Genomic DNA, 21505 nt, shown 5'->3' with positions numbered 1-21505 from the left:
ACCTCGGATCCAGCCGGAGGGGTCAGGCGGAGTCCTCCTCCTCGTCTTCGTCGGAGTCCGTCAGGACGGGAGAACCGTGGTGGGACCAGAGCCGCCAGCCCTCGGATGTGCGTCGGAACACATTCGTGGCGACGACCAGCTGGCCGACGAGCGGGCCGAGCTCTCCGCCGTCCTCGGCGGGCCCGCCGCTGAGGATGTTCTCCGTGCACGTCACCAGTGCGGTGTCGCCTATGACGGCGACTTTCGTGTCGGTGAGGAAGAACTGGATGTAGTCGGTGTGGGACATGATCAGCGCGTACGAGCGCAGCACCTCGCCGCGGCCCGAGAGCACGGGCCAGCCCGGGTGCACGCAGGAGATCTCGTCCTCGAGCCAGAGCGCCGACAGTGCGTCGAAGTCCCCCCGCTCCATGGCCTCGTAGAAGGCCGTGTTGACCTCTTCGACGGCTTCGATGTCGCTGCGGCTCACCGTTCCCCTCTCCTGGCTGCTGTACGGGTCACACCGCCGGCGGGGCGGATCACAGGGCCCCTTCCACGGCGCGGGCCACCCGAACCGCGTCGGCGGTGGCCCGTACCTCGTGGACCCGTACGGCCCAGGCGCCCTGGTGGGCGGCGATGGCGGAAACGGCGGCGGTGGCGGCGTCGCGCTCGCGGGCGGGCGGCGGGGCGGCGTCGGCGGCGCCGGCCAGGACCCGGCCGAGGAAACGCTTCCGCGAAGCGGCGACCAGCAGCGGGAAGCCGAGGGCGCGCAGCTCGGGGAGGTGGGCGACGAGGGCCAGGTCGTGCTCGGCCATCTTCGCGAAGCCGAGGCCGGGGTCGACGACGAGCCGCTCGGGGGCGATCCCGCCGGCCACGACCGCGTCGATGCGGGTGCGGAGTTCGGCGGTGACCTCGGCGACGACGTCCTCGTAGACGGCGAGGCGGTTCATGCCGTCGCTGAAGCCGCGCCAGTGCATGACGACGAACGGCACCTCGGCGGCGGCGACGGCCGGGATCATGCCGGGGTCGGCGAGCCCGCCGCTGACGTCGTTGACCAGCAGCGCGCCGGCGGCGACGGCCTGGGCGGCGACGGAGGCGCGCATGGTGTCGACGGAGACGGTGACGCCCTCGGAGGCCAGGCCGCGCACGACCGGGACGACGCGGCGCAGCTCCTCCTCCTCGTCGACGCGGGAGGCGCCGGGGCGGGTGGACTCGCCGCCGACGTCCACGAGGTCGGCGCCCTGGGCGACGAGGTCGAGGCCGCGCTTGACGGCGGCGGTGGTGTCGAACCAGCGCCCGCCGTCGGAGAAGGAATCGGGGGTGACGTTGACGACGCCCATGACCCCGCAGCGGTCCCAGTCCGGCAGGCCTGCGACCCGGCCCCTGCCGGCGGCCCCGCGCTTGATGTTCATGGCTCCAGGGTAGGGCCGCGTCCCTGACCGGGCCGTACGCGGGTTCCGGGCCCCGGAGCCCGGGCGCGCAAACGCCGGAGCCCGGCCTGCCGCGGGTGCGGCGGGCCGGGCTCCGGCGGTAGGGCTCCGGGGGCCGGGGCAGGGCCCGGGCCGGGGTCAGGCGACCTGGACCTCGCGCTCGGGCTGGGCCTGGACCGGGACCTTGGCGCTCACGTGCGTATGGGCGCAGGTGCGGACCGGCTTGGGGCGGCGCCGGCTGGCGAAGAGCCGGGGCAGGGCCACCGTCACGAAGCCCTCGGCCTGCATCACTGCGAAGCCGATGCGGGGCAGGTCGCGGCTGTTGCGGTAGACCATGAAGCGCGGCTCCCAGCGGGGGCGGAACTTCGCGTTGAACTTGTACAGCGACTCGATCTGGAACCAGCGGGACAGGAAGACCAGCAGGCCGCGCCACATCCGCAGGACCGGGCCGGCGCCGATCTTCTCGCCGCGGGCGAGGGCCGAGCGGAACATCGCGAAGTTCAGCGAGACCTTCTCGATGCCGAGCGACGGCGAGGCCTCCAGGGAGGCGACGATCAGCAGCTCGTTCATGCCGGGGTCGGCGGCGCGGTCACGGCGCATCAGCTCCAGCGACATGCCGTCCTTGCCCCACGGGACGAAGTGCAGGACGGCCTTGAGGTCGCCGAACGGGCTGGTGTCGCCCTCCTCGACCCGGTGGGCGGTGGCGATGTAGCAGTCGCCGTCGCCCGGGTCGCCGACGCGGCCCAGGGCCATGGAGAAACCGCGCTCGGTGTCGGTGCCGCGCCAGGCCTCGGCCGCGCCGCGCACCTGCTCCAGCTCCTCCTCGGTCAGCTCGCTGACCCGGCGGACCTTGGTGGTGTAGCCGTTGCGCTCGATGCGCTTGACCATCTGGCGGACGTTGCGCATGGGACGGCCGGAGAGGGAGAAGTCTTTGACGTCGACGATCGCCTCGTCGCCCAGCTCCAGGGCGTCCAGCCCGGTCTCGCGGGTCCAGACCTCGCCGCCGGTCTCGCTGCAGCCCACGACGGCCGGGGTCCAGGAGTGGGCCTTGGCCTCCTCCATGAACCGCTCGATGGCGCCGGGCCAGGCCTCGACGTCGCCGATGGGGTCGCCGGAGGCGAGCATCACGCCGGAGACGACGCGGTAGGTGACGGCGGCCTTGCCGCTGGGGGAGAACACGACGGCCTTGTCGCGGCGGAGCGCGAAGTGGCCCAGCGAGTCGCGGCCGCCGTGCTTGACGAGCAGCTCGCGCAGCTTGAGCTCGTCGTCGGCGGTGAGCTGCGCGGCCGGGTGCTCGGGGCGGAAGGCCAGGTAGATCGTGGTGAGCGCCGTCAGCATGCCGAGGGCGCCGAGGGAGTAGCCCACGGTCCAGGACACGCGGCCGGAGTAGTCGACGGGGCCCTCGAAGCCGAAGAGGCCGTACACGACGTGGCTGATCTGCTCGTAAATACCCGGATGGCCGACGACGCGGCTCGGGTGGGAGTTGACGATGACCAGACCCAGGCCGATGGAGCCGGCGCTCATCAGCACGAAGTTGGCGAGCGCCTTCCAGCGGCTGCGCGGGTCCGGCAGCGCCTTGAATTCACTCTGGTGGCGCACGATCAGCCCGAGGAGGACCGCCGCGATGACCACGCCGATGACGGAGTGCCGGTACGTGAACTGCGCGACGGCTCCGGCCGGGAGCAGGACGACCGCGGCCCGCCAGGCACGGCGCTTGCGGCGCTTGAGGCCGTGGGCGAGCAGGAGGAGCAGGACGCCCGCGCTGATGGCGAGGGCGGCTGCGAATGGGCCCAGCGAACCGGGCAGCACCTCGGTGACTGCGTGGAACCGGCTGTGCCGGAACCGCGGGAACACCCCCGCCGCGACGTCCAGAAGGCCGACGATCATGACGGCCGTACCTACCAGGCCGGGCACCGACTCCGGTCGTGGGCCGCGGAAGATTCGGCGGACCTGCTTCGGAACCTGTCCCGACTTATCGCCATCTATCCTGCTAGACATCGCTTCCCGTTGCTCCGCGAGAGATCATGTGGCCGAAGGCCGCGACAGCCTCCGGAGTGTGGTGCGTCCACTAGGACGACATCGGGGTCGAGCGGGTTCACTCTTCCGCCGAGAAAATCTAGTCCTGCCATCAGAAAGTCGACTGACTGCTCATGGGTCTCACCAGTAATACGGTCCTGGCGCTGGCCATCGTCGCCGGTGTGCTGCTGTTCGCAGCCACGGTGTGGTTCTGGCCCCGGCTCTCGGGCCGCACCTGGCGTGCGCTGCTCGGCCGGGTCGGGCTCCTGCTCGCGACCCAGCTGGCGCTGTTCTCGGCCGTCGGCCTGGCGGCGAACAAGTCCTTCTCCTTCTACGGCTCGTGGGCGGACCTGTTCGGCCAGCAGACATCTGTCGGCAAGGTCGTGGACCACTCGATGAGCAGCAAGGACATCAAGGTCGTCGACAAGCAGAAGCTCGACGTGCCGGGCGGCGCCCAGCCCCAGGTCGGGGGACAGATCCTGAAGGTTGCCATAACCGGGCAGAAGTCGAAAATAACGAGCCCCGGGTACGTGTGGCTGCCGCCCGAGTACTTCCAGCCGCAGCACAAGGACAAGAACTTTCCGGCCTCCATCGTGCTGACGGGCTATCCGGGCACCGCCGAGAACCTGATCAAAGGGCTGAACTACCCGATGACGGCCTTCAAGCAGGCCAAGGCGGGCAAGATGAAGCCGATGATCCTGGTCATGCTGCGCCCGACGATCGCGCCGCCACGTGACACCGAGTGCGTGGACATACCCGGCGGACCGCAGACCGAGACGTTCTTCGCCCAGGACCTGCCGCAGGCCATCCAGGACACCTTCCGGGTCGGCAAGAAGCCGCAGAACATGGGCTTCATCGGCAACTCCACGGGCGGCTACTGCGCCCTGAAGATCGCCGCGCACTACCCGCAGACCTTCGGCGCCGCCGCGGGTCTGTCCGCGTACTACGACGCCGCGAACGACGCGACGACGGGCAACCTGTTCCAGGGCGACGACAAGCTGAAGAAGCGTGCGGACGTCCTCCAAAGCATCGAGCACAAGCAGCCGTCGGGTACGTCCTTCCTCGTCACCAGCAGCGAGCAGGGCGAGCCGAACCTCGGCGACACCAAGAAGTTCATCAAGCTGGTCAAGGGCCCGGACCGGGTCTCCTCGATCATCCTCGACAGCGGCGGCCACAACTTCAACACGTGGCGCCGCGAGATCCCGCCGATGCTGGTGTGGATGAGCAACCGCATCCAGGCCTAGGCTTCTTGCAGTTGGGCCCGGCGCAGGGCCCGGTGGACGCCCTCCGGGGTCAGTACGCCGACCAGCGCGCCGGTGTCCGGATCCGTGACCCCGATCCGTCCGGAGTCCTCCTGCAGCAGCAGCGCGAGCGCCTCGCGCAGACTCGCCCCCAGCGCCACTTCGGCGGTGGGGGCTTTCCCGTCGGCCTGCGCCAGGTCGGCCTGCCCCACCGGGGTGACCGCGAGCCGCTTCAGGCCCCGGTCCGCGCCGACGAAGGAGGCCACGTAGTCGGTGGCCGGCGCACCCAGCACCGCGGCCGGGCGGGCGAACTGCTCGATGGTGCCCGCGCCGTAGACGGCGATGCGGTCGCCGAGCCGGACCGCCTCCTCGATGTCGTGCGTGACCAGCAGGATCGTCTTGCGGACCGTCTTCTGCAGCGCCAGGAACTCGTTCTGGAGGCGTTCGCGGACCACCGGGTCCACCGCCCCGAACGGCTCGTCCATCAGCAGCACCGGCGGATCGGCTGCGAGGGCGCGGGCGACGCCGACGCGCTGGCGCTGCCCGCCGGAGAGCTGCTCCGGGTACCGGCCCCCGTACACGGCCGGGTCCAGCCCCACGAGTTCGAGGAGCTCGGCCGCCCGGGCGCGGGCCTTGGCCTTGGGGGTGCCGATCAGCTGCGGCACGGTCGCGGTGTTCTCCAGCACCGTCTTGTGCGGGAACAGCCCGACCTGCTGGATGACGTACCCGATGTGCCGGCGCAGCTCTACCGGATCGGCGTTCGCGATGTCCTCGCCGCCGAGCAGGATCCGGCCCGAGGTCGGCTCGATGAGCCGGTTGACCATCTTCATCGTGGTGGTCTTGCCGCAGCCGGACGGGCCCACGAGGGTGACCAGCTCGCCCTCCGCCACCTCGAAGGACAGGTCCTCGACCGCCGTCGTCCCGTCGGGGTAGCGCTTGGTCACATGCTCGAATCGGATCACCCGCCCATCCTCCCCCACACCCTGCGCGTTGTTTGTGACGGGAGTATTACCCCGCTGCGAAGGATTCCGGCCATTGTCGGCCCCGGGGGTTAGGGTCGCTCCTGACCGCGCCTTTTCGGACGGGTGTACGCAGCAGCGGCAGGGGGTGAGGGCATGGCCGGGCAGAACTGCCTGGTGGCGAACGACTGGATCTGCTGGGAGTACGTCACCTCCCGCTCCCAGGAGCTCACCGACGCCACGGTCCAACATGTCTGGATCACGGGCGTGTCTGTGCTGATCGGCCTCGCCGTCTCCCTCCCGCTGGCCCTGCTGGCCCGCCGCGGCCGGCGCTGGGCCGCGCCCGTGCTGGGCCTGACCACCCTGCTCTACACGGTCCCCTCGCTCGCCATGTTCTCCCTGCTGTTGCCGCTGTTCGGGCTGTCGGCCTCGCTCGTGGTGACCGGTCTGGTGCTGTATTCGCTGACCATCCTGGTCCGCAATGCGATGGCCGGCCTGGAAGCCGTCCCCGAGGAGGTACGGGAGGCCGCGCGCGGGATGGGCTACGGGCCCGCGCGGCTGCTGTGGCAGGTCGAACTGCCGCTGGCGCTGCCCGCGCTGCTCGCCGGGGTGCGGATCGCCACGGTGTCCACGGTGGCGCTGACCACCGTCGGCTCCATCGTCGGCAAGGGCGGCCTCGGCAACCTGATCGCCCCCGCGGTCAACAGCTCCTTCAAGGCCCAGGTGCTCACCGCCTCCGTGCTGTGCGTGCTGCTCGCGCTGGTGGCGGACCTGCTGCTGCTCGGCGTACAGCGGCTGCTCACGCCGTGGACACGGGCGGCGCGCACGGCGCGGACGCCGCGGGCCGGGCGGGCCGCGCGCATGACGCAGACGGTCAAGGGGGCCTGAGGCGATGGGTGTGATGGGACAGGCCTGGGACTGGCTGGCGAACGGGGCCAACTGGTCCGGGGAGAACGGTGTGTGGCACCGGCTCGGCGAGCACGTCTACGTCAGCGGGATCTCCCTCGCCATCGCCTGCGCGGTGGCCCTCCCGGTCGGCCTGTGGCTCGGCCACATCGGCAAGGGCGGGGCGCTCGCCGTCAACGTGTCCAACGTCGGGCGGGCCGTCCCCGTCTTCGCGGTGCTGGCCCTGTTCATGGTCTCGCCGCTGCGCAGCGCGGGCTATCTGCCCACCATCGCCGCACTCGTGCTCTTCGCCCTGCCGCCGCTGCTGACGAATGCGTACGTCGGCATGCGGGAGGTGGACCGCTCGGTGGTGGAGGCCGCCCGGGGCATGGGCATGTCCGGCAGCCAGCTCTTCTGGCGGGTGGAACTGCCGCTGGCGCGCGAGCTGGTGATGACCGGGCTGCGCTCGGGCGCCGTCCAGGTCATCGCCACGGCCACGATCGCGGCCATGGTCGGCCAGGGCGGCCTCGGCCGGATCATCACCGCCGGCTTCAACACGTACAACACCCCACAGGTCGTCGCGGGGGCCCTGCTGGTGGCGGCGCTCGCCCTGCTGGTCGAGGGCGCCCTGGTGGCGGCGGACCGGCTGTTCCCGCGTCCGGCGGCGCGCTGACCCGTCCGGCCGGCCCGTGGGCCTTCCCTTTTGTCGTTTGTCGTTCCCATTCCCTTGGAGGAGCAAAGATGAGCAAGTCCACGCGCGTCCTCGGCGCCGTACTGGGGGCGGCGGCCCTGACCGCCTCGCTCACCGCGTGCGGCGGAGACAGCCTGGAGAAGAGCAAGGACGCCGGTGCAGCCGCGTCCGCGCCCTCGGACGCCGGTTCCGGTTCCGGCAAGGGCAAGGTCGTGATCGGTGCGGCCGGGTTCACCGAGTCCAACGTGCTGGCGGAGCTGTACGCACAGGTCCTCAAGGACGCCGGCTACAGCACCTCGATCACCACGGTGAACAACCGCGAGCTGTACGAGCCCTCGCTGGAAAAGGGCGAGATCGATGTCGTCCCGGAGTACGCGGCCACCCTCGCGGAGTTCCTCAACGCCAAGGTGAACGGGCCGAAGGCGCCGGAGGACAAGCCGGTCGCGTCGAGCGACGTGGCGGCGACGGTGGCGGGGCTGGAGAAGCTGGCGGGCCCCCTCGGCCTGAAGGTGCTGCCGGCGGGCCCGGCGGTCGACCAGAACGCGTTCGCGGTATCGAAGGAATTCGCCCAGAAGAACAACCTGAAGACTCTTTCCGATCTTGGTAAGTCGGGCCTGAAGGTGAAGATCGCGGCGGGCGACGAATGCGCCGTACGGCCCTTCTGCGCGCCCGGGTTGAAGAAGACGTACGGCATCGACGTTTCCGGGATCGACCCGAAGGGCGTCGGCACCCCACAGGGCAAGCAGGCGGTCAAGGACGGCGTGGACCAGCTGGCGCTCACCACGACCACCGACGCCACCCTCGACAGCTTCGGGCTCGTCCTGCTGGAGGACGACAAGAAGCTCCAGAACGCCGACAACGTCCTGCCGGTGGTCAACGCCAAGGACGCAGGATCCCCGGAGATCGCGGCTGCCCTCGACAAGCTGACCAAGGTCCTGACGACCGCCGACCTCGTCGAGCTGAACAAGCAGGTGGACGCGCAGCGCGAGAAGCCGGCGGATGCCGCGAAGGCCTATCTGAAGGCGAAGGGCCTGACGAAGTAGGAGTAGCTACGGGTTTGGTGGAGAAATGACGGGTAACTGCCCGGCCACAGATTGCCGGGCAGTTACCCCACTGGACCCCCACGCCCTGTAAATTTCAGGCCATGCCCCGTGGACGCCACCGCAATCCCGAACCCCTGCACCGGCTGCTCACGCCGACGACCGTGGCCGGAGTCTCCGTCGCCAGTGCGGCCGCGGCCTGGCTGATCGCGGAACCCTTGCCGCTACGCCTGCTCGTGGCCCTCGCGGCGGCCACGGGCGTGGCCGGCGCCGTCGTCATGCGCGCCTGGGACCGCTCGGCCGGGCGCCGCGTCGCGGAACTCGCGCGCGAACGGGTCAAGGACGAGTGGAAGACCGAGGAGCGGATAGCCGAGCTCGAGTCCGACCTCGAAGAGGCCCGCGTGCTGCGCGCCAAGCTCGACGCGAAGCTGCGCGCCAAGCGGGTCGAACTCGCGGGGCTGCGCGGCGAGCACGCGGCGCTGCTGCGGCGGTACGCGACCGCCGAGACCGAGCGGGCCAGCGCCCTGGAGGGCCGCCGGCTGCTCGCCATCGAGGCCTCCGCGGCCCCGGCGGCGGCGCCGAAGGAGCTCCCGCCGGTCTCCGAGGAGCGCGCGTCGAGCGGCGCGCCCACCAGCGTCGGCTACGCCCGGGCCCATGCGGCCATGAAGGCCCTCGCCCGCAAGGCGGAGGTGGACCCGGCCCAGCCGAAGATGCTGGAGGGCAGGGGCGCCGAGCCCAGGGCGCTGGAGGCCGGGTCGCCGGCCGGTGGACCGCATGCCCGTACAGGCGGCGCCGCAGGCACTCCGGCGGCGGCGGTCCCGGCGCGCCGGCCGGCCGCGGCGGTGGCCCCGTACTCGGCCGTACGCCGCTCGGCGTCCCGCGTCGAGGGCGGCTTCGACTTCTTCGGCACCAAGACCGCGGCCCAGGCCCGAGCGGTGATCGAATCGGTCCAGAACGAGGACCTGGCCGACGTGGTCGGCGCGGAGGCCCTCGCGGTCCACAAGGCGGAGTCGGCCCGGCCCGCCGCCGAGCCGCCGGTCAAGGAGCAGGGCTTCAAGCCGGCCACCCCCGAGCAGCGCGCGGTGGGCCAGGTCATCGACCTGACGGCCCACGACGAGACCGAGCCGATCGACGTCGTCCGGCTGCGCACGGCCATCTCCTAGGCCCTGTCGTCAAAGTGGCGCCTGGCCCGCGACGCCCGGCACCGCACCTCGCCGCGTTGTCGGGGCGCCCGAGTACGTCCAGTACGCGGGCGCCCCTCCGCCTTGCGATGCACGGCGCCGGACGCCACGGGCCTGACCGGCGCCACTTTGACGACAGGACCTAGCGGGGCTTCGTCCTGCACACCGCCGCGGACCCGGACACCCCCTAGGGGTAGGCCAGGACCATGAGCACGGCCAGGGCCTCCAGGGCCGACTGGGCCGTGAGGGCGCCCTTCTGGAACCGGCGGGGCGCTGCCTGCACCACGACGAAGGACGCCACGACCCCGGCGAGCAGCGCCAGGAAGACCTCCCCGGGGAACGGCCGGCAGCCGCCCGTCATCACGCAGCGGGTGCCGACCTCCGTGGACAGCAGGAAGACCTTCGCGGCCACCAGCGCGGGCAGGAACAGAAGAGCGGCGATCCCCGCGTTCCTGCGGATGCGCCGGGAGGCGGCGTCGGCCGGCGATTCGGGGGTGAGGAGGGCGAGTTCCGGGTTCCAGGACATGCCGCCATCCTGTCCGCGCCGCCGGTACGGGGGGATCCGCGCGGGTACTCAGATCGGCGGACCGGCGTACTCAGGCCGGGCCGCGCATTCAGAACAGCGGCAGCTGTCCCGGCAGTTCCGACAGGACGAAACCGTCCAAGGCCGGCGCCGACGCCCCGAGCACCACCCGCGCCCGGGATCCGGGGCAGGACACCAGGTCGCCGCGGCCCCGCCCGGCGGGAGGGTCGTGGCGGGCGATCCGGCCGGCGGTCACGGCGCAGTCGCGCCCGCATGCGGGGCAGGCCCGTCTGGGGGAGTGGGACATGCCCCAAGTCTGCACTCCCGCACCGACATCGGTACCTCCGCCAGCACCGACATCGGCACCGCCGTCAGCTCCCGGACCCCGCCGCCTCGGCGCCCGCGCCCGCCTCCGCCCGGTCGGCCAGCCACTTCTCGTGGGCCGCGCACACCCGGTCCCACAGCGTCGCCCGGTCCGCCGGCGTCAGATCGTCGAGCTGCCGCTCGAAGAGCCCGCCCACCACCGCCCAGAACTCCCCGGGCGTGTCCAGGACCCGCTCGCTCGTCCCCTTACCGGGATCGATCCGGCTCAGCACCCGCCCCCGCAGCGTGTCGACCCCGTGCGCGTCGCGCCGCAGCAGCGCGAGGGTCCGTACGAAGCCGGAGTCCGGCGCGGTCGACAGCCGTACGTGCGTGGCCTCGAAATCGGCCGTCGCCGCCGGTGCCGAGAGGATGTTGACCGCCGGGCAGGGGCTCGCCTCGTTGACGTACCTCCAGCCGGGCGCGTCCCCCTCCAGCGGGCCCAGCCCGTACGTGAAGTTCCCCTGCCGGTGCATGCCGGCGCGCAGCGGCAGCGGCTCGTACGGGCCGTCGCCGAGCCCGGCGTCGACGAAGTACTCCTCCCCGCCGACCCGGACGGTCAGCGCGAGGTGGTCGCCGCTGACGTCGCGGCGCTCGCGCTCCGACGACCCGAGGACACCCGCGAGGTGCCGGGTCACGTCGAAGCCGAGGGCCTCCAGGAGCAGCGCGAAGGCGCCGTTGAGGTGGAAGCAGTACCCGCCGCGCCCGGCCGCGAAGCGGCGTGCGGACAGCTCGGGGTCGATGCCGGGCGGCCGGCCGAGCTGGATGTCGAGGTTCTCGTACGGGATGCGCTCGAGGTGGGCGCGCTGGAGCGCGAAGAGCGCCTCCACAGTGGGCCCGGGCGGCCGCGGGAAGCCGAGCCGCCGCAGGTAGCCGTCGTATACGCCAGGGGTCATCCCCGCACCCTAAGCAGAAAACTCTCGCGCCATCGCGGGAGTTTCCCCGACTTGTCACTTGTCGATATCGCCCACGACGAAGAACAGCGAGCCCAGGATCGCCACCATGTCCGCGACCAGCTGGCCGGGCAGCAGCACCGCCAGGGCCTGGATGTTGTTGTACGAGGCGGAGCGCAGCTTCAGCCGGTACGGCGTCTTCTCGCCCTTGGAGACGAGGTAGTAGCCGTTGATGCCGAGGGGGTTCTCGGTCCAGGCGTACGTGGCCCCTTCGGGCGCCTTCAGCACCTTCGGGAGGCGCTGGTTGATCGGCCCGGGCGGCAGCTCGGCCATCCGGTCCAGGCAGGCGACCGCGAGGTCGAGCGCGTTGTGGGTCTGGTCCAGCAGGCACTCGAAGCGGGCCAGGCAGTCGCCCTCGGTGCGGGTGACCACCTTCAGGACGTCCTGCAGCTCCCCGTACGCCAGGTACGGCTCGTCGCGCCGCAGGTCGAAGTCGACGCCGGAGGCGCGGGCGATGGGCCCGGAAACGCCGTACGCGTGCACCGCCTCGGGGGACAGCACGCCCACCCCGCGCGTACGGCCGCGGAAGATCTCGTTGCCGTGGACGAGCTTGTCGTACACGTCCATGCGGGTGCGGACGTCGGCGATCGCCGCGCGTGCCCGGCCGAGCCAGCCGGCCGGGAGGTCCTCCTTGAGGCCGCCGACGCGGTTGAACATGTAGTGCATGCGGCCGCCGGAGATCTCCTCCATGACGGCCTGGAGCTCCTCGCGCTCGCGGAACGCGTGGAAGATCGGGGTGATTCCGCCGAGTTCGAGCGGGTACGACCCGAGGAACATCAGGTGGTTCAGCACCCGGTTCAGCTCGGCGAGCAGGGTCCGCATCCACACGGCCCGCTCGGGGACCTCCATGCCGAGCATCCGCTCGACCGCCATGACCACGCCGAGCTCGTTGGAGAACGCGGACAGCCAGTCGTGGCGGTTCGCGAGCATCACGATCTGCCGGTAGTCGCGCGCCTCGAAGAGCTTCTCGGCGCCGCGGTGCATATAGCCGACGACCGGCTCGGCGCTGACGATCCGCTCGCCGTCGAGGACGAGGCGCAGGCGCAGCACGCCGTGCGTGGAAGGGTGCTGGGGTCCGATGTTGAGCACCATGTCGGTGCTCTCCGCCGCGCCGCCGATGCCGACCGTGGTCTCCGTCATGGCAGCATTCTTGCAGCCGCAGGGGGTGGCGCGTCGGCCGCGCTGCGAGCCCTGCCTGGCCGCCGCGCCACCCCCCTACGCTGAACGCATGGAAACGGGGACCAGGGGTGGGACGAGCAGGCCCGAGTGGGTGGGGCTGCCGGGCGGGCTGCTCACGCTGCGGCGGCTGCTGCTGGTGATCTGGACGGTGCCGCTCGCGGCCGGTACGGCCCTGCTGCTGGGGCTGACGGCCGGCCCGCTCTGGGCGGCCGCGGGGGCGCTCTGGCTCGGGGGCCTGGCCTGGGGCTGGGTGCTGCTCGGCCGCAACTGGCGGTCCTGGCGGTACGCCGAGCGCGCCGACGACCTGCTGATCAGCCGAGGGGTGCTGTGGCGGGCGCAGACCGTGGTCCCGTACGGGCGGATGCAGCTGGTCGAGGTGACCTCGGGGCCGCTGGAGCGGCGCTTCGGGCTGGCCTCCGTACAGCTGCACACGGCGGCCGCGGCCACGGACGCCAAGATCCCGGGCCTGGTCCCGGCCGAGGCGGAACGGCTGCGGGACCGGCTGACGGAGCTCGGCGAGGCAAGGTCGGCGGGCCTGTGACCGCCGAATCCGCGGCCGAGTCCGGAGCCGAGTCCGGAGCCGGAGCCGAGTCCGGAGCCGGAGCCGCGGCCGAGTCCGCGGCCGAAGGCGCAGGCGCGCCCGCCGGGGAGCGGCGGCTGCACGTGCTCACGCCGCTGCGCCGGGCGTGGGTGCCGATCGCCGCGACCGCCGGCGTCGTCGTCCAGCAGGGCGAGCAGGTCGAGCGGTGGGTGCGCGGGCTGCCATCCGGCCTGCGGGCCCTGACCGTGGCCGGCCTGGTCGTGGTGTTCGGCCTGTACGGGTTCCTGAGCTGGTGGTTCACCCACTACGCGGTGACCGGCACCGAGCTGCGCATCCGCAGCGGGCTCTTGTTCCGGCGCACCGCGCACATCCGGCTCGACCGGATCCAGGCGGTGGACGTGACCCGGCCGCTGCTGGCCCGGGTCGCCGGGGTCGCCAAGCTGCGGCTCGACGTGATCGGCACCGAGGACAAGGACGAGCTGGCCTTCCTCGACGAGCGGGAGGCCGTGGCGCTGCGCGCCGAGCTGCTGGCCCGGGCCGCCGGCTTCGCCCCCGCGGAGGCCGTCGCGCTCGGCGAGGCCCCGCAGCGCGAGCTGTTGCGCGTCCGCCCCGCGGACCTGGCGGTGTCGCTGCTGCTCACCCTCTCGGCGTGGGCGGCGCTGGCCGCCGGGCTGATCGCCCCCGTCGCCGTGTGGTGGTTCAGCGGGAACCGCTGGGCGACGATCGCCACCCTGCTGCCCATGCTGGGCGGGCTCTGGTCGGGTACGGCCGGGCGCTTCCTCGCCGAGTTCGACTGGCGGGTCGCCGAGTCCCCGGACGGGCTGCGCCTCGACCACGGGCTGCTGGACCGGGCCCACGAGACCGTGCCGCCGGGGCGGGTGCAGACCGTACGGATCGTGGAGCCGCTGCTGTGGCGGCGCCGGGACTGGGTGCGGGTGGAGCTGGCGGTGGCCGGGTCGAAGAACGAGGTCCTGGTCCCGGTGGCCTCGCGGGCCGCCGCCCAGGCGGTCGTCGCCCGGGTGCTGCCGGGCGTGGACCTCGAGGCCCTCGCCTTCGGCCGGTCTCCCAGGACCGGGTCGCGGTGGGTGGTGCCGGTGTGGTGGAAGGGCTACGCCCTGGCCGTCTCGGCGGACGTGTTCGCTGCCCGCAAGGGGCTGCTGTGCCGCCGTACGGAGATCGTCCCGCATGCCAAGGTGCAGAGCGTCCGGCTCACGCAGGGCCCGTGGGAGCGCGCCCGGGGCGTGGCCGACGTGCATGTGGACACGGGCGCGGGCGGCACGGTCACGGCCCGCCTGCGGCCGGCCGCCGAGGCCGCCGACCTGCTGGACGCCCAGGCGGCGCGCTCCCGCACCTCCCGTGCGGACGCCCGCCCGGACCGCTGGATGACCTGACCGGCGGCCCGGGGGGACAAGCCGTTACGCGCCGCCGGCGCGGACCAGGCCCGTCTCGTACGCGAGCACCACGACCTGTACGCGGTCGCGCAGGCTCAGCTTGGTGAGGATGCGGCCCACGTGCGTCTTCACCGTGGCCTCGGAGAGGACCAGGCGGGCGGCGATCTCGCCGTTCGACAGGCCCTGGGCCACCAGCAGCATGACCTCGCGCTCGCGCTCCGTCAGCCGCTCGATCTCCTTGTTCTTCGGCTCCTGCGTGGTGGTCGGGAGCATCGGCGCGAAGCGGTCCAGCAGGCGCCGGGTCGTGGACGGGGCCACCACCGCGTCTCCACTGTGCACCGAGCGGATCGCTGCCAGCAGCTCCGCCGGCGGCACGTCCTTCAGCATGAACCCGCTCGCGCCCGCCTTGAGACCCGAGAAGGCGTACTCGTCCAGGTCGAATGTGGTCAGGATGATCACGTCGGGGTGCTCGTCGCGCTCGCAGATCCGGCGCGTGGCCTCGACCCCGTCGAGCTTCGGCATCCGGACGTCCATCAGCACCACGTCCACCTTCGTGGCCCGCAGCACCTCCAGCGCCTCCAGGCCGTCGCCGGCCTCGGCGACGACCTCCATGTCCGGCTGGGCGGCGAGCACCATCCGGAAGCCCGTGCGCAGCAGCACCTGGTCGTCGACCAGCATCACTCGGATGGACATCAGTTACCTCGACCTCGTCATCTCGTCTTGAGCGGGAGCAGTGCGCTGATCCGGAAGCCGCCACCGGGCCGCGGGCCCGCGTCCAGGGTGCCGCCGACCATGCCGATCCGCTCGCGCATGCCGATCAGCCCGTGCCCGGCGCCGTCGGCGCCGCCGTCCTCGTACAGCTCGTGGGCCGCCCCCCGGCCGTCGTCCTCGACCAGCAGGCCGAGCCCGTCGTCGAAGTAGACCAGCCGGACGCTCGCCTTGGCATCCGGGCCGCCGTGCTTGCGGGTGTTCGTCAGCGCCTCCTGCACGATCCGGTACGCGGTGAGCTCGACGCCGCTGGGCAGCCGGCGCGGTGCGCCCTCGACCTCGAAGTCCACCGTGAGCCCGGCCGCCCGTACCTGCTCCACCAGGACCTCGATCTGCTCGACGTCCGGCTGGGGCACGTAGTCCTCGGACTCCTGGGGCTCCCCGGTGCGCAGGACGCCGAGCAGGCGGCGCATCTCGGCCAGGGCCTGGCGGCCCGTGCCGGAGATCGTCTGCAGGGCCTCCTTGGCCTGATCGGGGGCCGCGTCCATGACGTACGCGGCGCCGTCCGCCTGGACCACCATCACCGAGACGTTGTGCGCGACGACGTCGTGCAGCTCACGGGCGATGCGGGCGCGCTCGGCGGCGACGGCCACCTTGGCCTGGGCCTCGCGCTCCTTCTCCAGCCGCTGGTTCCGCTCGACGAGCTGGGCGTAGTACGCCCGGCGGGTGCGCAGGGAGTCGCCGAGCACCCAGGCGAGGGCGAACGGGACGATGGCGAAGAGCGTGAAGAGGAAGTCGGCGCGGGCGTCGCCCTTGTCCACCTGGAAGCGCAGGGCGTAGAGGGGGGAGGCGAGGAATCCGATGGCGAGCGCGGTACGGGACATCCGGCGCGAGATCTCGGAGGAGGCCGCGACCGTGTACAGGATGATCAGCATCGCGAGGTCGGAGTTGATCACCTCGGTGTGGGTGACCAGCTTGTAGACGCCGGTGCCGACGGCGAGCCAGAACATCGGCTGCGTCCACCTGCGGCGCAGGGCCACGACGACGCCCATCGCGAGCACCGAGGGGACGGCGATCAGCCGCGCGGTGGTGCTGCTGAAGCTGTCTTCGGCGACTTGCAGCATCCCGAGCCCGACGAGGAGGACAGCCCAGAAGCTGTCGACGCCCGTCGGGTGTCTGCGGAGGAAGTCGTAGAGGCGCTGCACGTAACCCAGAGTAGGCAAAAGAGATAGGTGCTGGAGTCAACCACAGGTGCGATCCGTGCGACGGAGGTGTACTCCCCAAGGTGGAGGCCGAGCTTAACCTTTCGGGGATGAGCACTCAGGGAGAAGTCGCGGATCTCGTTCCGGTTCCGGTTCCGGTCCGGTGGCGGACGGCGATGGAGGCCGCGCTGTACGGGCCGGACGGGTTCTACGTGCGGCCGGGCGGGCCGGGCCCGGCCGGGCATTTTCGTACCTCCGTGCACGCCTCGCCGCTGTACGCGGGGGCGGTGGCCCGCCTGCTGCAGCGGGTGGACGCCGAGCTGGGGCATCCGCAGGGGCTGGACCTGGTCGACGTCGGGGCCGGGCGGGGGGAACTGCTGACCGGGGTGCTGGCCGCGCTCCCGGCGGAGGTCGCGGCGCGGGTGAGGCCGTACGCGGTGGAGCGGGCGGAGCGGCCGGGCGCGCTCGATCCGCGGATCCGGTGGGTGCCGGAGCCGCCGGAGGGGACACGGGGCCTGCTGTTCGCGAACGAGTGGCTGGACAACGTACCGCTGGAGATCGCGGAGGACGGGCACTACGTCCTGGTCGACCGGGACGGTACGGAGAGCCGCGGGCCGGCGGTGGACGGCGCGGACCTGGCGTGGCTGGAGCGGTGGTGGCCGGGGCCCGGCCGGGTGGAGATCGGGCGGGCGCGGGACGAGGCGTGGGCCGTTGCCGTTGCCACTCTTGACCGGGGGCTGGCGGTGGCGGTGGACTACGCGCACGTTCGGGAGGCCCGGCCTCCGTACGGCACCCTGACGGGCTTCCACGGGGGGCGGGAGGTCGCGCCGGTGCCGGACGGGAGCTGTGACGTGACGGCTCACGTGGCGCTGGACGCGTGCGCGGGGCCGGGGGCGGTGCTGGTTTCGCAGCGCGAGGCCCTGACCGCTCTCGGCGTCTCGGGGGCCCGGCCCCCGCTGGCCCTGGCCACTTCCGACCCGGCGGGTTACGTCCGGGCCCTGGCCTCGGCCGGTGAGGCGGCGGAGCTCACCGCCCGCGGCGGGCTCGGCGACTTCGGCTGGCTGGTCCAGCCGGTGGGCGTCGCCCCCTGGCCGGCCTGACCGGTTCCGCTGCGCGGAGCCGTCTCCCCGCCCCGCCCCTTCCCGAAACGGGGCTCCGGCCCCGGACCCCGTTCGAGGCGCGGGGTCCGGGCCGGAGCCCCGGAAGACCTACTCGGTGGCTTCGTGGTCGTGGCCCGGGCGGAGGCCGCCGCCCGTGCTGCCGCCGGTGGTCGGCGCCCCGGCGACCGGCCTCGACAGCGGGGCCAGGTCGAACGCGTAGTGGCCGACCGCGTTCGCGATCACGTCCACGTTGATGTCCAGCGCCTTCTGGTCGATGTTCGTGATGTCGTCGCCCTTGCCGTGGTAGTTCACGTCGTACGCGACACCCGCCTGCCCGCCGAACTTCGCCGCCTGTGCCGCCGTCTTGATCCCCTCGGCGCCGGTGTCCGTACCGCCGGACGGGATGCCCGCCTCGATGAACGGGCCGTAGTCCGAACGGCCCGTGAAGTCCGAGCCCTCGTGCGGGATCTTCTGCGCGTCGAGGAAGTCGGTGATGCCCTTCTCCAGCTGCGCCGAGCCCTCGGGCCCCGGGCCCGAGCCGACCTTGTCCGAGTCGTCGCCGTCGTAGACGAAGTACGCGGCGTTCGGCGAGGCGATCATGTCGAAGTTCAAGTACAGCCTGATCTGCTTCTTCTGCGCGTCCGTCAGACCGCCGACGTACGCCTCCGAGCCGAGCAGGCCGAACTCCTCCGCCGACCACCAGGCGAACTTGACCTTGTTCTTGATCTTGTTCTGGCTGCTCGCGAGGCGCTGCGCGACCTGAAGGATGCCCGCCGAGCCGGACCCGTTGTCGTTGATGCCGGGGCCCGCCGCGACCGAGTCGAGGTGCGCGCCCAGGAAGACGGTGTTGTTCTCGTCACCGCCCCGCGTCTCCGCGATGACGTTGTACGTCTTGCGGTTCTCCCGGAACTCGCGGATGTCGAGGGTGACCTCGACCGGCCCGGCCGCGGCCTCGGCGGCGAGCCGCTCGCCCTCGGCCTGGGTGACGCCGCCGGTCGGGACCTTGCCCGCGTCCGGCGCGCCCAGGGTGCCGTTGAGGGAGCCCGCGGTGTTGTTGTAGATGACCGTGCCGACCGCGCCGGCCGCCGCCGCGTTGGCCTGCTTGGCCGCGAAGGTGCAGCCGCCGCGCTTGACCAGCGCGATCTTGCCCGTGAAGGCGCCCGCGGCGAAGTCGCCCGGCTCGCAGCCGTTCGTACCGTCCGCGTCCACCGGGGCGACGGCGATCTGCGCCTTCACCCCGCCCTCCGGGCCGCTCGCCGTGTACGTCATCAGCTTGATCGGGACGTCGCGTCCGCCCGTGCCGTCGACCTTCAGCGTCTCGGCGATCGTCTCGACGTACACGAACTCGAACTCGTTCTTCGAGACCTTGTATCCGGCCGCCCGCATCACGGCCTCGACGTACTGGGCGGACTGCACGTGGCCCTTGGAACCGGCCACGCGGGTGCCCTTGTTGTAGTCGGCGATGGCCTGGAAGACCTTCAGGTGGTTGTTGGCGCCTTTGCCGGTCGAGTCCTTGACCAGCTTCCTGGCCAGTGCGTCGCCCCGTGCGGCGTCGCTCTGCGGGCTGCCGGTGGCACCGGCGGGCCCGGCGAGCACCAGCGGGGAGACGAGGGCCGCGGCGGCCAGGGCGGCGGTTGCTGCGGCTATACGGCGTGAGGGCATGAAGGTCCTTCCACGGCGAGTACGAGCAGACAGACGGAAGCGGTGCGCGGTACGTGGGGTGAGCGGTGGACGCACGGTATAGACCAGGTGGCCGATCTGGCCAGAGCTTTCGCTGTTTCCGGTTGATGAATTCCGCATATCGGTGAATCTGCGCCGTTGAAATCCGGCCACCGTCCGCCCTGTTGTGCCGCGGGAGGGCCGTCAGCGCAGGATGCCCTCGATGAACTCCGAGCCGATCCGGGCGACCTTGCCCAGATCCAACTGGTGCTGGACGTACCGTCCTTGGCGCCAGGTGTGCAGCAGGCCGGCCTTCTTCAGCGCCGACAGGTGCCGCGAAACCTCCGGCGCCGTGATCCCGTGCACGGTCGCCAGCTCGCTCGTCGTGTACGGGGCCCGGGCCAGACTCCGGCACAGCATCATCCGCATCGGATGGGCCAGCGCCTCCATCCGCCGCTGGAGCAGCTCCACCGAGCCCGGCTCGGGCAGTTCGGGGGAGCGGAGCGGATAGTGGACCACCGGCATCCAGCCGGGCGCATGCAGCACCAGCAGATGCGGCCAGCCGAAGTTCGTCGGCACGAAGACCAGGCCGGGGCCTATCTCCGGATCGGTCGCGGTCGCGGAGCCGTGGACCATCTTGTCCACGGTGACGGTCGTGGCGGCCTCGTCGACGCTCAGCGCCGGCGACACCTCGTGCAGCGTCGCCGCCAGACCCTTGCGGCGCAGGAGCTCCGTCTTGTGCCGGGCGTCGGCGCTCTGCTGCGGCTCGATCCGCCGCCAGGTCTCCGCGAAGAACGCCTCGTCGCATTCCTCCAGGAGCCGCCGCAGCCACACCCGTACGGACGCCGTGTCGTCCAGCAGCCGCAGCGAGAAGTCCAGCTGGCGCGGGCCGCGCGCGGCGGCCGTCTCCAGCGCCTTGGCCCGGGCCTGCGGGTTCTTCAGCGGGGAGGGCCCGCCGCCCTCGTTGTACAGCGCCAGCCAGCAGTGCTCCAGGGCGGCCATCACGAACCGCTCGTCGTCCATCCGGTCGAGTACGTCGAGCTCCTCGGCCAGGGTCGTCGCGGGCAGGCCGCTGCCGCCGGGGATGCCCGCGAAGGCCATGAAGATGTCGGAGAACGAGCTGCGCCACATGAAGTCGCCCTCCAGCAGCCGGTCCGCGAGGCAGGGCTCGAGCGCGGCCGAGGTGGCGGTGGTCCAGGAGGCGAGGCCGGGGTGGTGGGCGGGCTGCGAGAGCGCGTGCAGCGTCATGCAGAGCTCGGAGAGCGGTGAGGGTGCGAAACGGATGCGCTCCGCGGGGAGCCCGGCGATGTCGATGGTGACGCTCATCGGCCCATTCTGACCTGTCGGACCCCTGTGACCTGGACTGACACGGGTCGATTGACGAGGAGCGTCAATCGTCGTGCGGGGTGGCCCGAGCAGGTTCAGGGTGGAGGCATGACAGCGATCGAGCAGTACCTCATCGACACCTACCGTGCCTCCCAGCACGGGGCCCCGATGCCCCCGCCGCCGGGCCGCGACGACGTCGCCGTCCTGCGGGCGGCCCGGACGTACGCCCAGTTCCAGGCCGTCGTCGACGGACGGGCGGCCCGCCACCCCTGGTGGGCCGCTCTGCGCCGGCTGACCCACGTACACGGGCGCACGTGATGCGGCCCGGTCAGCGGTCCCGGCCCGGTCAGCGGTCCCCGGGATGGAAGTCGATCTCGTACGCGATCTCGGAGCGGCGGTCGGCGACCACGATGTCGGCGGTCTCCACCGCCCGGCCGTCCGTCGCGTAGTACGTCCGCTCGATCTCGGTGATCAGGTCGCCGACGCTGATGCCGAGCAGATTGGCCTGCCGCTGGTTCGCCCGCGCCGGGCGGGGGACCTCCAGCGAAGAGGCGACCAGCACGCCGATCGAGCGCATCCGCTCGATGACCCCGGCGCCCTTGAACGGGCCCGCCTCCGGCAGGACGACCGGAGTGCCGTTCGTGACCGCCATCGGCTCCCAGGACTCGCAGATCTCCACGGGCCGGCCTTCGGACAGGAACTCGTACGTGGTGAGCACGCACGGGTCGCCCGGCGGGACGGCGAGGCGCTCCGCGATCCGCTCCGGCGCCGGCGTACGGGCCGCGGAATGCGACTCCCAGGTCACGCCCGCGCCGCCGAGCCCGGCCAGCCGGCGCCGCCGGGAGCGGACTATGCGCAGCCGCTCGCGCGGCTCGCACCGGTACGTGCCCGAGCCGGCGCGGCCTTCCAGGAGCCCCTCGATGATCAGCAGCTCCAGCGCGCGCTGCGTGACGCTCTGCCCGACCGCGTACTCCACGGCGAACCGGGACCGCGACGGCAGCTTGGCGCCGACGGGCCACTCCTCGGCCCGGATCCGCGCGCGCAGCGCGTCGGCCACCTTCAAGTACGCCGTGTCCCGGGCCATTTGAGCCGTCCTGTGCCTGTCGACGAGTTGGGCCCAAGCTAATTCATCAGGTCCAACCCG

At 72.1% G+C, this 21505-nt stretch carries 22 protein-coding genes; 9 read left to right on the top strand and 13 right to left on the bottom strand.

The window, feature by feature from the left end; translation table 11 throughout:
- Positions 1-22: 22 nt before the first annotated feature.
- The 3 genes from OHT74_RS17235 to OHT74_RS17225 all read right to left on the bottom strand — a co-directional run bounded on the left by OHT74_RS17235 (position 23) and on the right by OHT74_RS17225 (position 3404).
- Positions 23-466 carry a nuclear transport factor 2 family protein gene (locus OHT74_RS17235; RefSeq protein ID WP_266665208.1) on the bottom strand — a complete coding sequence of 148 codons (444 nt, stop codon included), beginning with the start codon at positions 464-466 and terminating at the stop codon, positions 23-25.
- A gap of 49 nt (positions 467-515) precedes the next feature.
- Entirely contained in the window at positions 516-1388 is an 873-nt protein-coding gene (gene folP / locus OHT74_RS17230; protein WP_266665206.1) for a dihydropteroate synthase, read from the bottom strand.
- Positions 1389-1544: 156 nt separating this feature from the next.
- Positions 1545-3404, bottom strand: coding sequence for a phosphatidylglycerol lysyltransferase domain-containing protein (locus OHT74_RS17225; RefSeq protein WP_266665203.1), 1860 nt, complete (start codon positions 3402-3404; stop codon positions 1545-1547).
- A 152-nt stretch (positions 3405-3556) separates the two neighbouring features.
- Between OHT74_RS17225 and OHT74_RS17220 the strand changes: the two genes are divergently transcribed.
- A complete protein-coding gene (locus tag OHT74_RS17220; RefSeq protein WP_266665201.1) occupies positions 3557-4666 on the top strand; it encodes an alpha/beta hydrolase in 1110 nt (369 codons plus the stop codon).
- On the opposite strand, the gene OHT74_RS17215 is transcribed toward OHT74_RS17220, so the two are convergent.
- Positions 4663-5625, bottom strand: a complete 963-nt coding sequence (locus OHT74_RS17215; protein WP_328620657.1) for an ABC transporter ATP-binding protein — start codon at positions 5623-5625, stop codon at positions 4663-4665. The two genes, OHT74_RS17220 and OHT74_RS17215, sit on opposite strands and share 4 nt — an antisense overlap.
- 153 nt (positions 5626-5778) lie before the next feature.
- On the opposite strand from OHT74_RS17215, the gene OHT74_RS17210 reads away from it, so the two are divergent.
- The 4 genes from OHT74_RS17210 to OHT74_RS17195 all read left to right on the top strand — a co-directional run bounded on the left by OHT74_RS17210 (position 5779) and on the right by OHT74_RS17195 (position 9401).
- Positions 5779-6510, top strand: coding sequence for an ABC transporter permease (locus OHT74_RS17210; RefSeq protein WP_328620656.1), 732 nt, complete (start codon positions 5779-5781; stop codon positions 6508-6510).
- Positions 6511-6514: 4 nt separating this feature from the next.
- Positions 6515-7180, top strand: a complete 666-nt coding sequence (locus OHT74_RS17205) for an ABC transporter permease (RefSeq protein ID WP_266996303.1) — start codon at positions 6515-6517, stop codon at positions 7178-7180.
- 68 nt (positions 7181-7248) lie between these two features.
- The gene (locus OHT74_RS17200) at positions 7249-8241 is read left to right on the top strand and encodes an ABC transporter substrate-binding protein (protein ID WP_328620655.1); all 993 of its coding nucleotides are present in this window, start codon (positions 7249-7251) and stop codon (positions 8239-8241) included.
- 101 nt (positions 8242-8342) lie between these two features.
- Positions 8343-9401: a hypothetical protein gene (locus OHT74_RS17195; protein WP_328620654.1), complete on the top strand. Its 1059-nt coding sequence runs from the start codon at positions 8343-8345 to the stop codon at positions 9399-9401.
- 205 nt (positions 9402-9606) lie between these two features.
- On the opposite strand, the gene OHT74_RS17190 is transcribed toward OHT74_RS17195, so the two are convergent.
- The 4 genes from OHT74_RS17190 to OHT74_RS17175 form a co-directional block, all read right to left on the bottom strand.
- On the bottom strand, positions 9607-9945 hold the full coding sequence (locus tag OHT74_RS17190) for a hypothetical protein (protein WP_328620653.1): 339 nt from the start codon (positions 9943-9945) through the stop codon (positions 9607-9609).
- 88 nt (positions 9946-10033) lie between these two features.
- Positions 10034-10249, bottom strand: a complete 216-nt coding sequence (locus OHT74_RS17185) for a hypothetical protein (RefSeq protein WP_266665187.1) — start codon at positions 10247-10249, stop codon at positions 10034-10036.
- A 64-nt stretch (positions 10250-10313) separates the two neighbouring features.
- Entirely contained in the window at positions 10314-11198 is an 885-nt protein-coding gene (locus tag OHT74_RS17180) for an arylamine N-acetyltransferase family protein (protein WP_328620652.1), read from the bottom strand.
- Between the two features lie 54 nt (positions 11199-11252).
- Positions 11253-12395, bottom strand: a complete 1143-nt coding sequence (locus OHT74_RS17175) for an NADH-quinone oxidoreductase subunit D (RefSeq protein WP_266996310.1) — start codon at positions 12393-12395, stop codon at positions 11253-11255.
- 88 nt (positions 12396-12483) lie between these two features.
- Here OHT74_RS17175 and OHT74_RS17170 point away from each other — a divergent pair, with 88 nt between their 5' ends.
- The gene (locus tag OHT74_RS17170; protein ID WP_328620651.1) at positions 12484-12975 is read left to right on the top strand and encodes a PH domain-containing protein; all 492 of its coding nucleotides are present in this window, start codon (positions 12484-12486) and stop codon (positions 12973-12975) included.
- A complete protein-coding gene (locus OHT74_RS17165) occupies positions 12972-14366 on the top strand; it encodes a PH domain-containing protein (RefSeq protein ID WP_443047417.1) in 1395 nt (464 codons plus the stop codon). Before OHT74_RS17170 ends, OHT74_RS17165 begins: the two co-directional genes overlap by 4 nt.
- Before the next feature lie 24 nt (positions 14367-14390).
- Here the strand turns inward: OHT74_RS17165 and OHT74_RS17160 are convergent, their stop codons facing one another.
- Both OHT74_RS17160 and OHT74_RS17155 read right to left on the bottom strand, forming a co-directional pair.
- Positions 14391-15059 carry a response regulator gene (locus tag OHT74_RS17160; protein WP_266665172.1) on the bottom strand — a complete coding sequence of 223 codons (669 nt, stop codon included), beginning with the start codon at positions 15057-15059 and terminating at the stop codon, positions 14391-14393.
- Between the two features lie 17 nt (positions 15060-15076).
- The gene (locus tag OHT74_RS17155; protein ID WP_328620650.1) at positions 15077-16279 is read right to left on the bottom strand and encodes a sensor histidine kinase; all 1203 of its coding nucleotides are present in this window, start codon (positions 16277-16279) and stop codon (positions 15077-15079) included.
- Between the two features lie 107 nt (positions 16280-16386).
- Here OHT74_RS17155 and OHT74_RS17150 point away from each other — a divergent pair, with 107 nt between their 5' ends.
- Positions 16387-17376: an SAM-dependent methyltransferase gene (locus tag OHT74_RS17150; protein WP_266665168.1), complete on the top strand. Its 990-nt coding sequence runs from the start codon at positions 16387-16389 to the stop codon at positions 17374-17376.
- Between the two features lie 108 nt (positions 17377-17484).
- On the opposite strand, the gene OHT74_RS17145 is transcribed toward OHT74_RS17150, so the two are convergent.
- Both OHT74_RS17145 and OHT74_RS17140 read right to left on the bottom strand, forming a co-directional pair.
- Complete coding sequence (locus OHT74_RS17145; protein WP_266665166.1) at positions 17485-19038, bottom strand: M28 family metallopeptidase; 1554 nt, start codon at positions 19036-19038, stop codon at positions 17485-17487.
- Between the two features lie 201 nt (positions 19039-19239).
- Complete coding sequence (locus tag OHT74_RS17140; RefSeq protein WP_266665164.1) at positions 19240-20361, bottom strand: DUF5937 family protein; 1122 nt, start codon at positions 20359-20361, stop codon at positions 19240-19242.
- Between the two features lie 108 nt (positions 20362-20469).
- On the opposite strand from OHT74_RS17140, the gene OHT74_RS17135 reads away from it, so the two are divergent.
- Entirely contained in the window at positions 20470-20679 is a 210-nt protein-coding gene (locus tag OHT74_RS17135) for a hypothetical protein (protein WP_266665162.1), read from the top strand.
- Positions 20680-20707: 28 nt separating this feature from the next.
- On the opposite strand, the gene OHT74_RS17130 is transcribed toward OHT74_RS17135, so the two are convergent.
- Positions 20708-21445: a GntR family transcriptional regulator gene (locus OHT74_RS17130; RefSeq protein ID WP_266665161.1), complete on the bottom strand. Its 738-nt coding sequence runs from the start codon at positions 21443-21445 to the stop codon at positions 20708-20710.
- Positions 21446-21505 lie beyond the last annotated feature (60 nt).

Source organism: Streptomyces sp. NBC_00354 (genome assembly GCF_036106915.1).
Lineage (GTDB): Bacteria > Actinomycetota > Actinomycetes > Streptomycetales > Streptomycetaceae > Streptomyces.
This window is presented reverse-complemented; position numbering and strand designations above follow the sequence as displayed.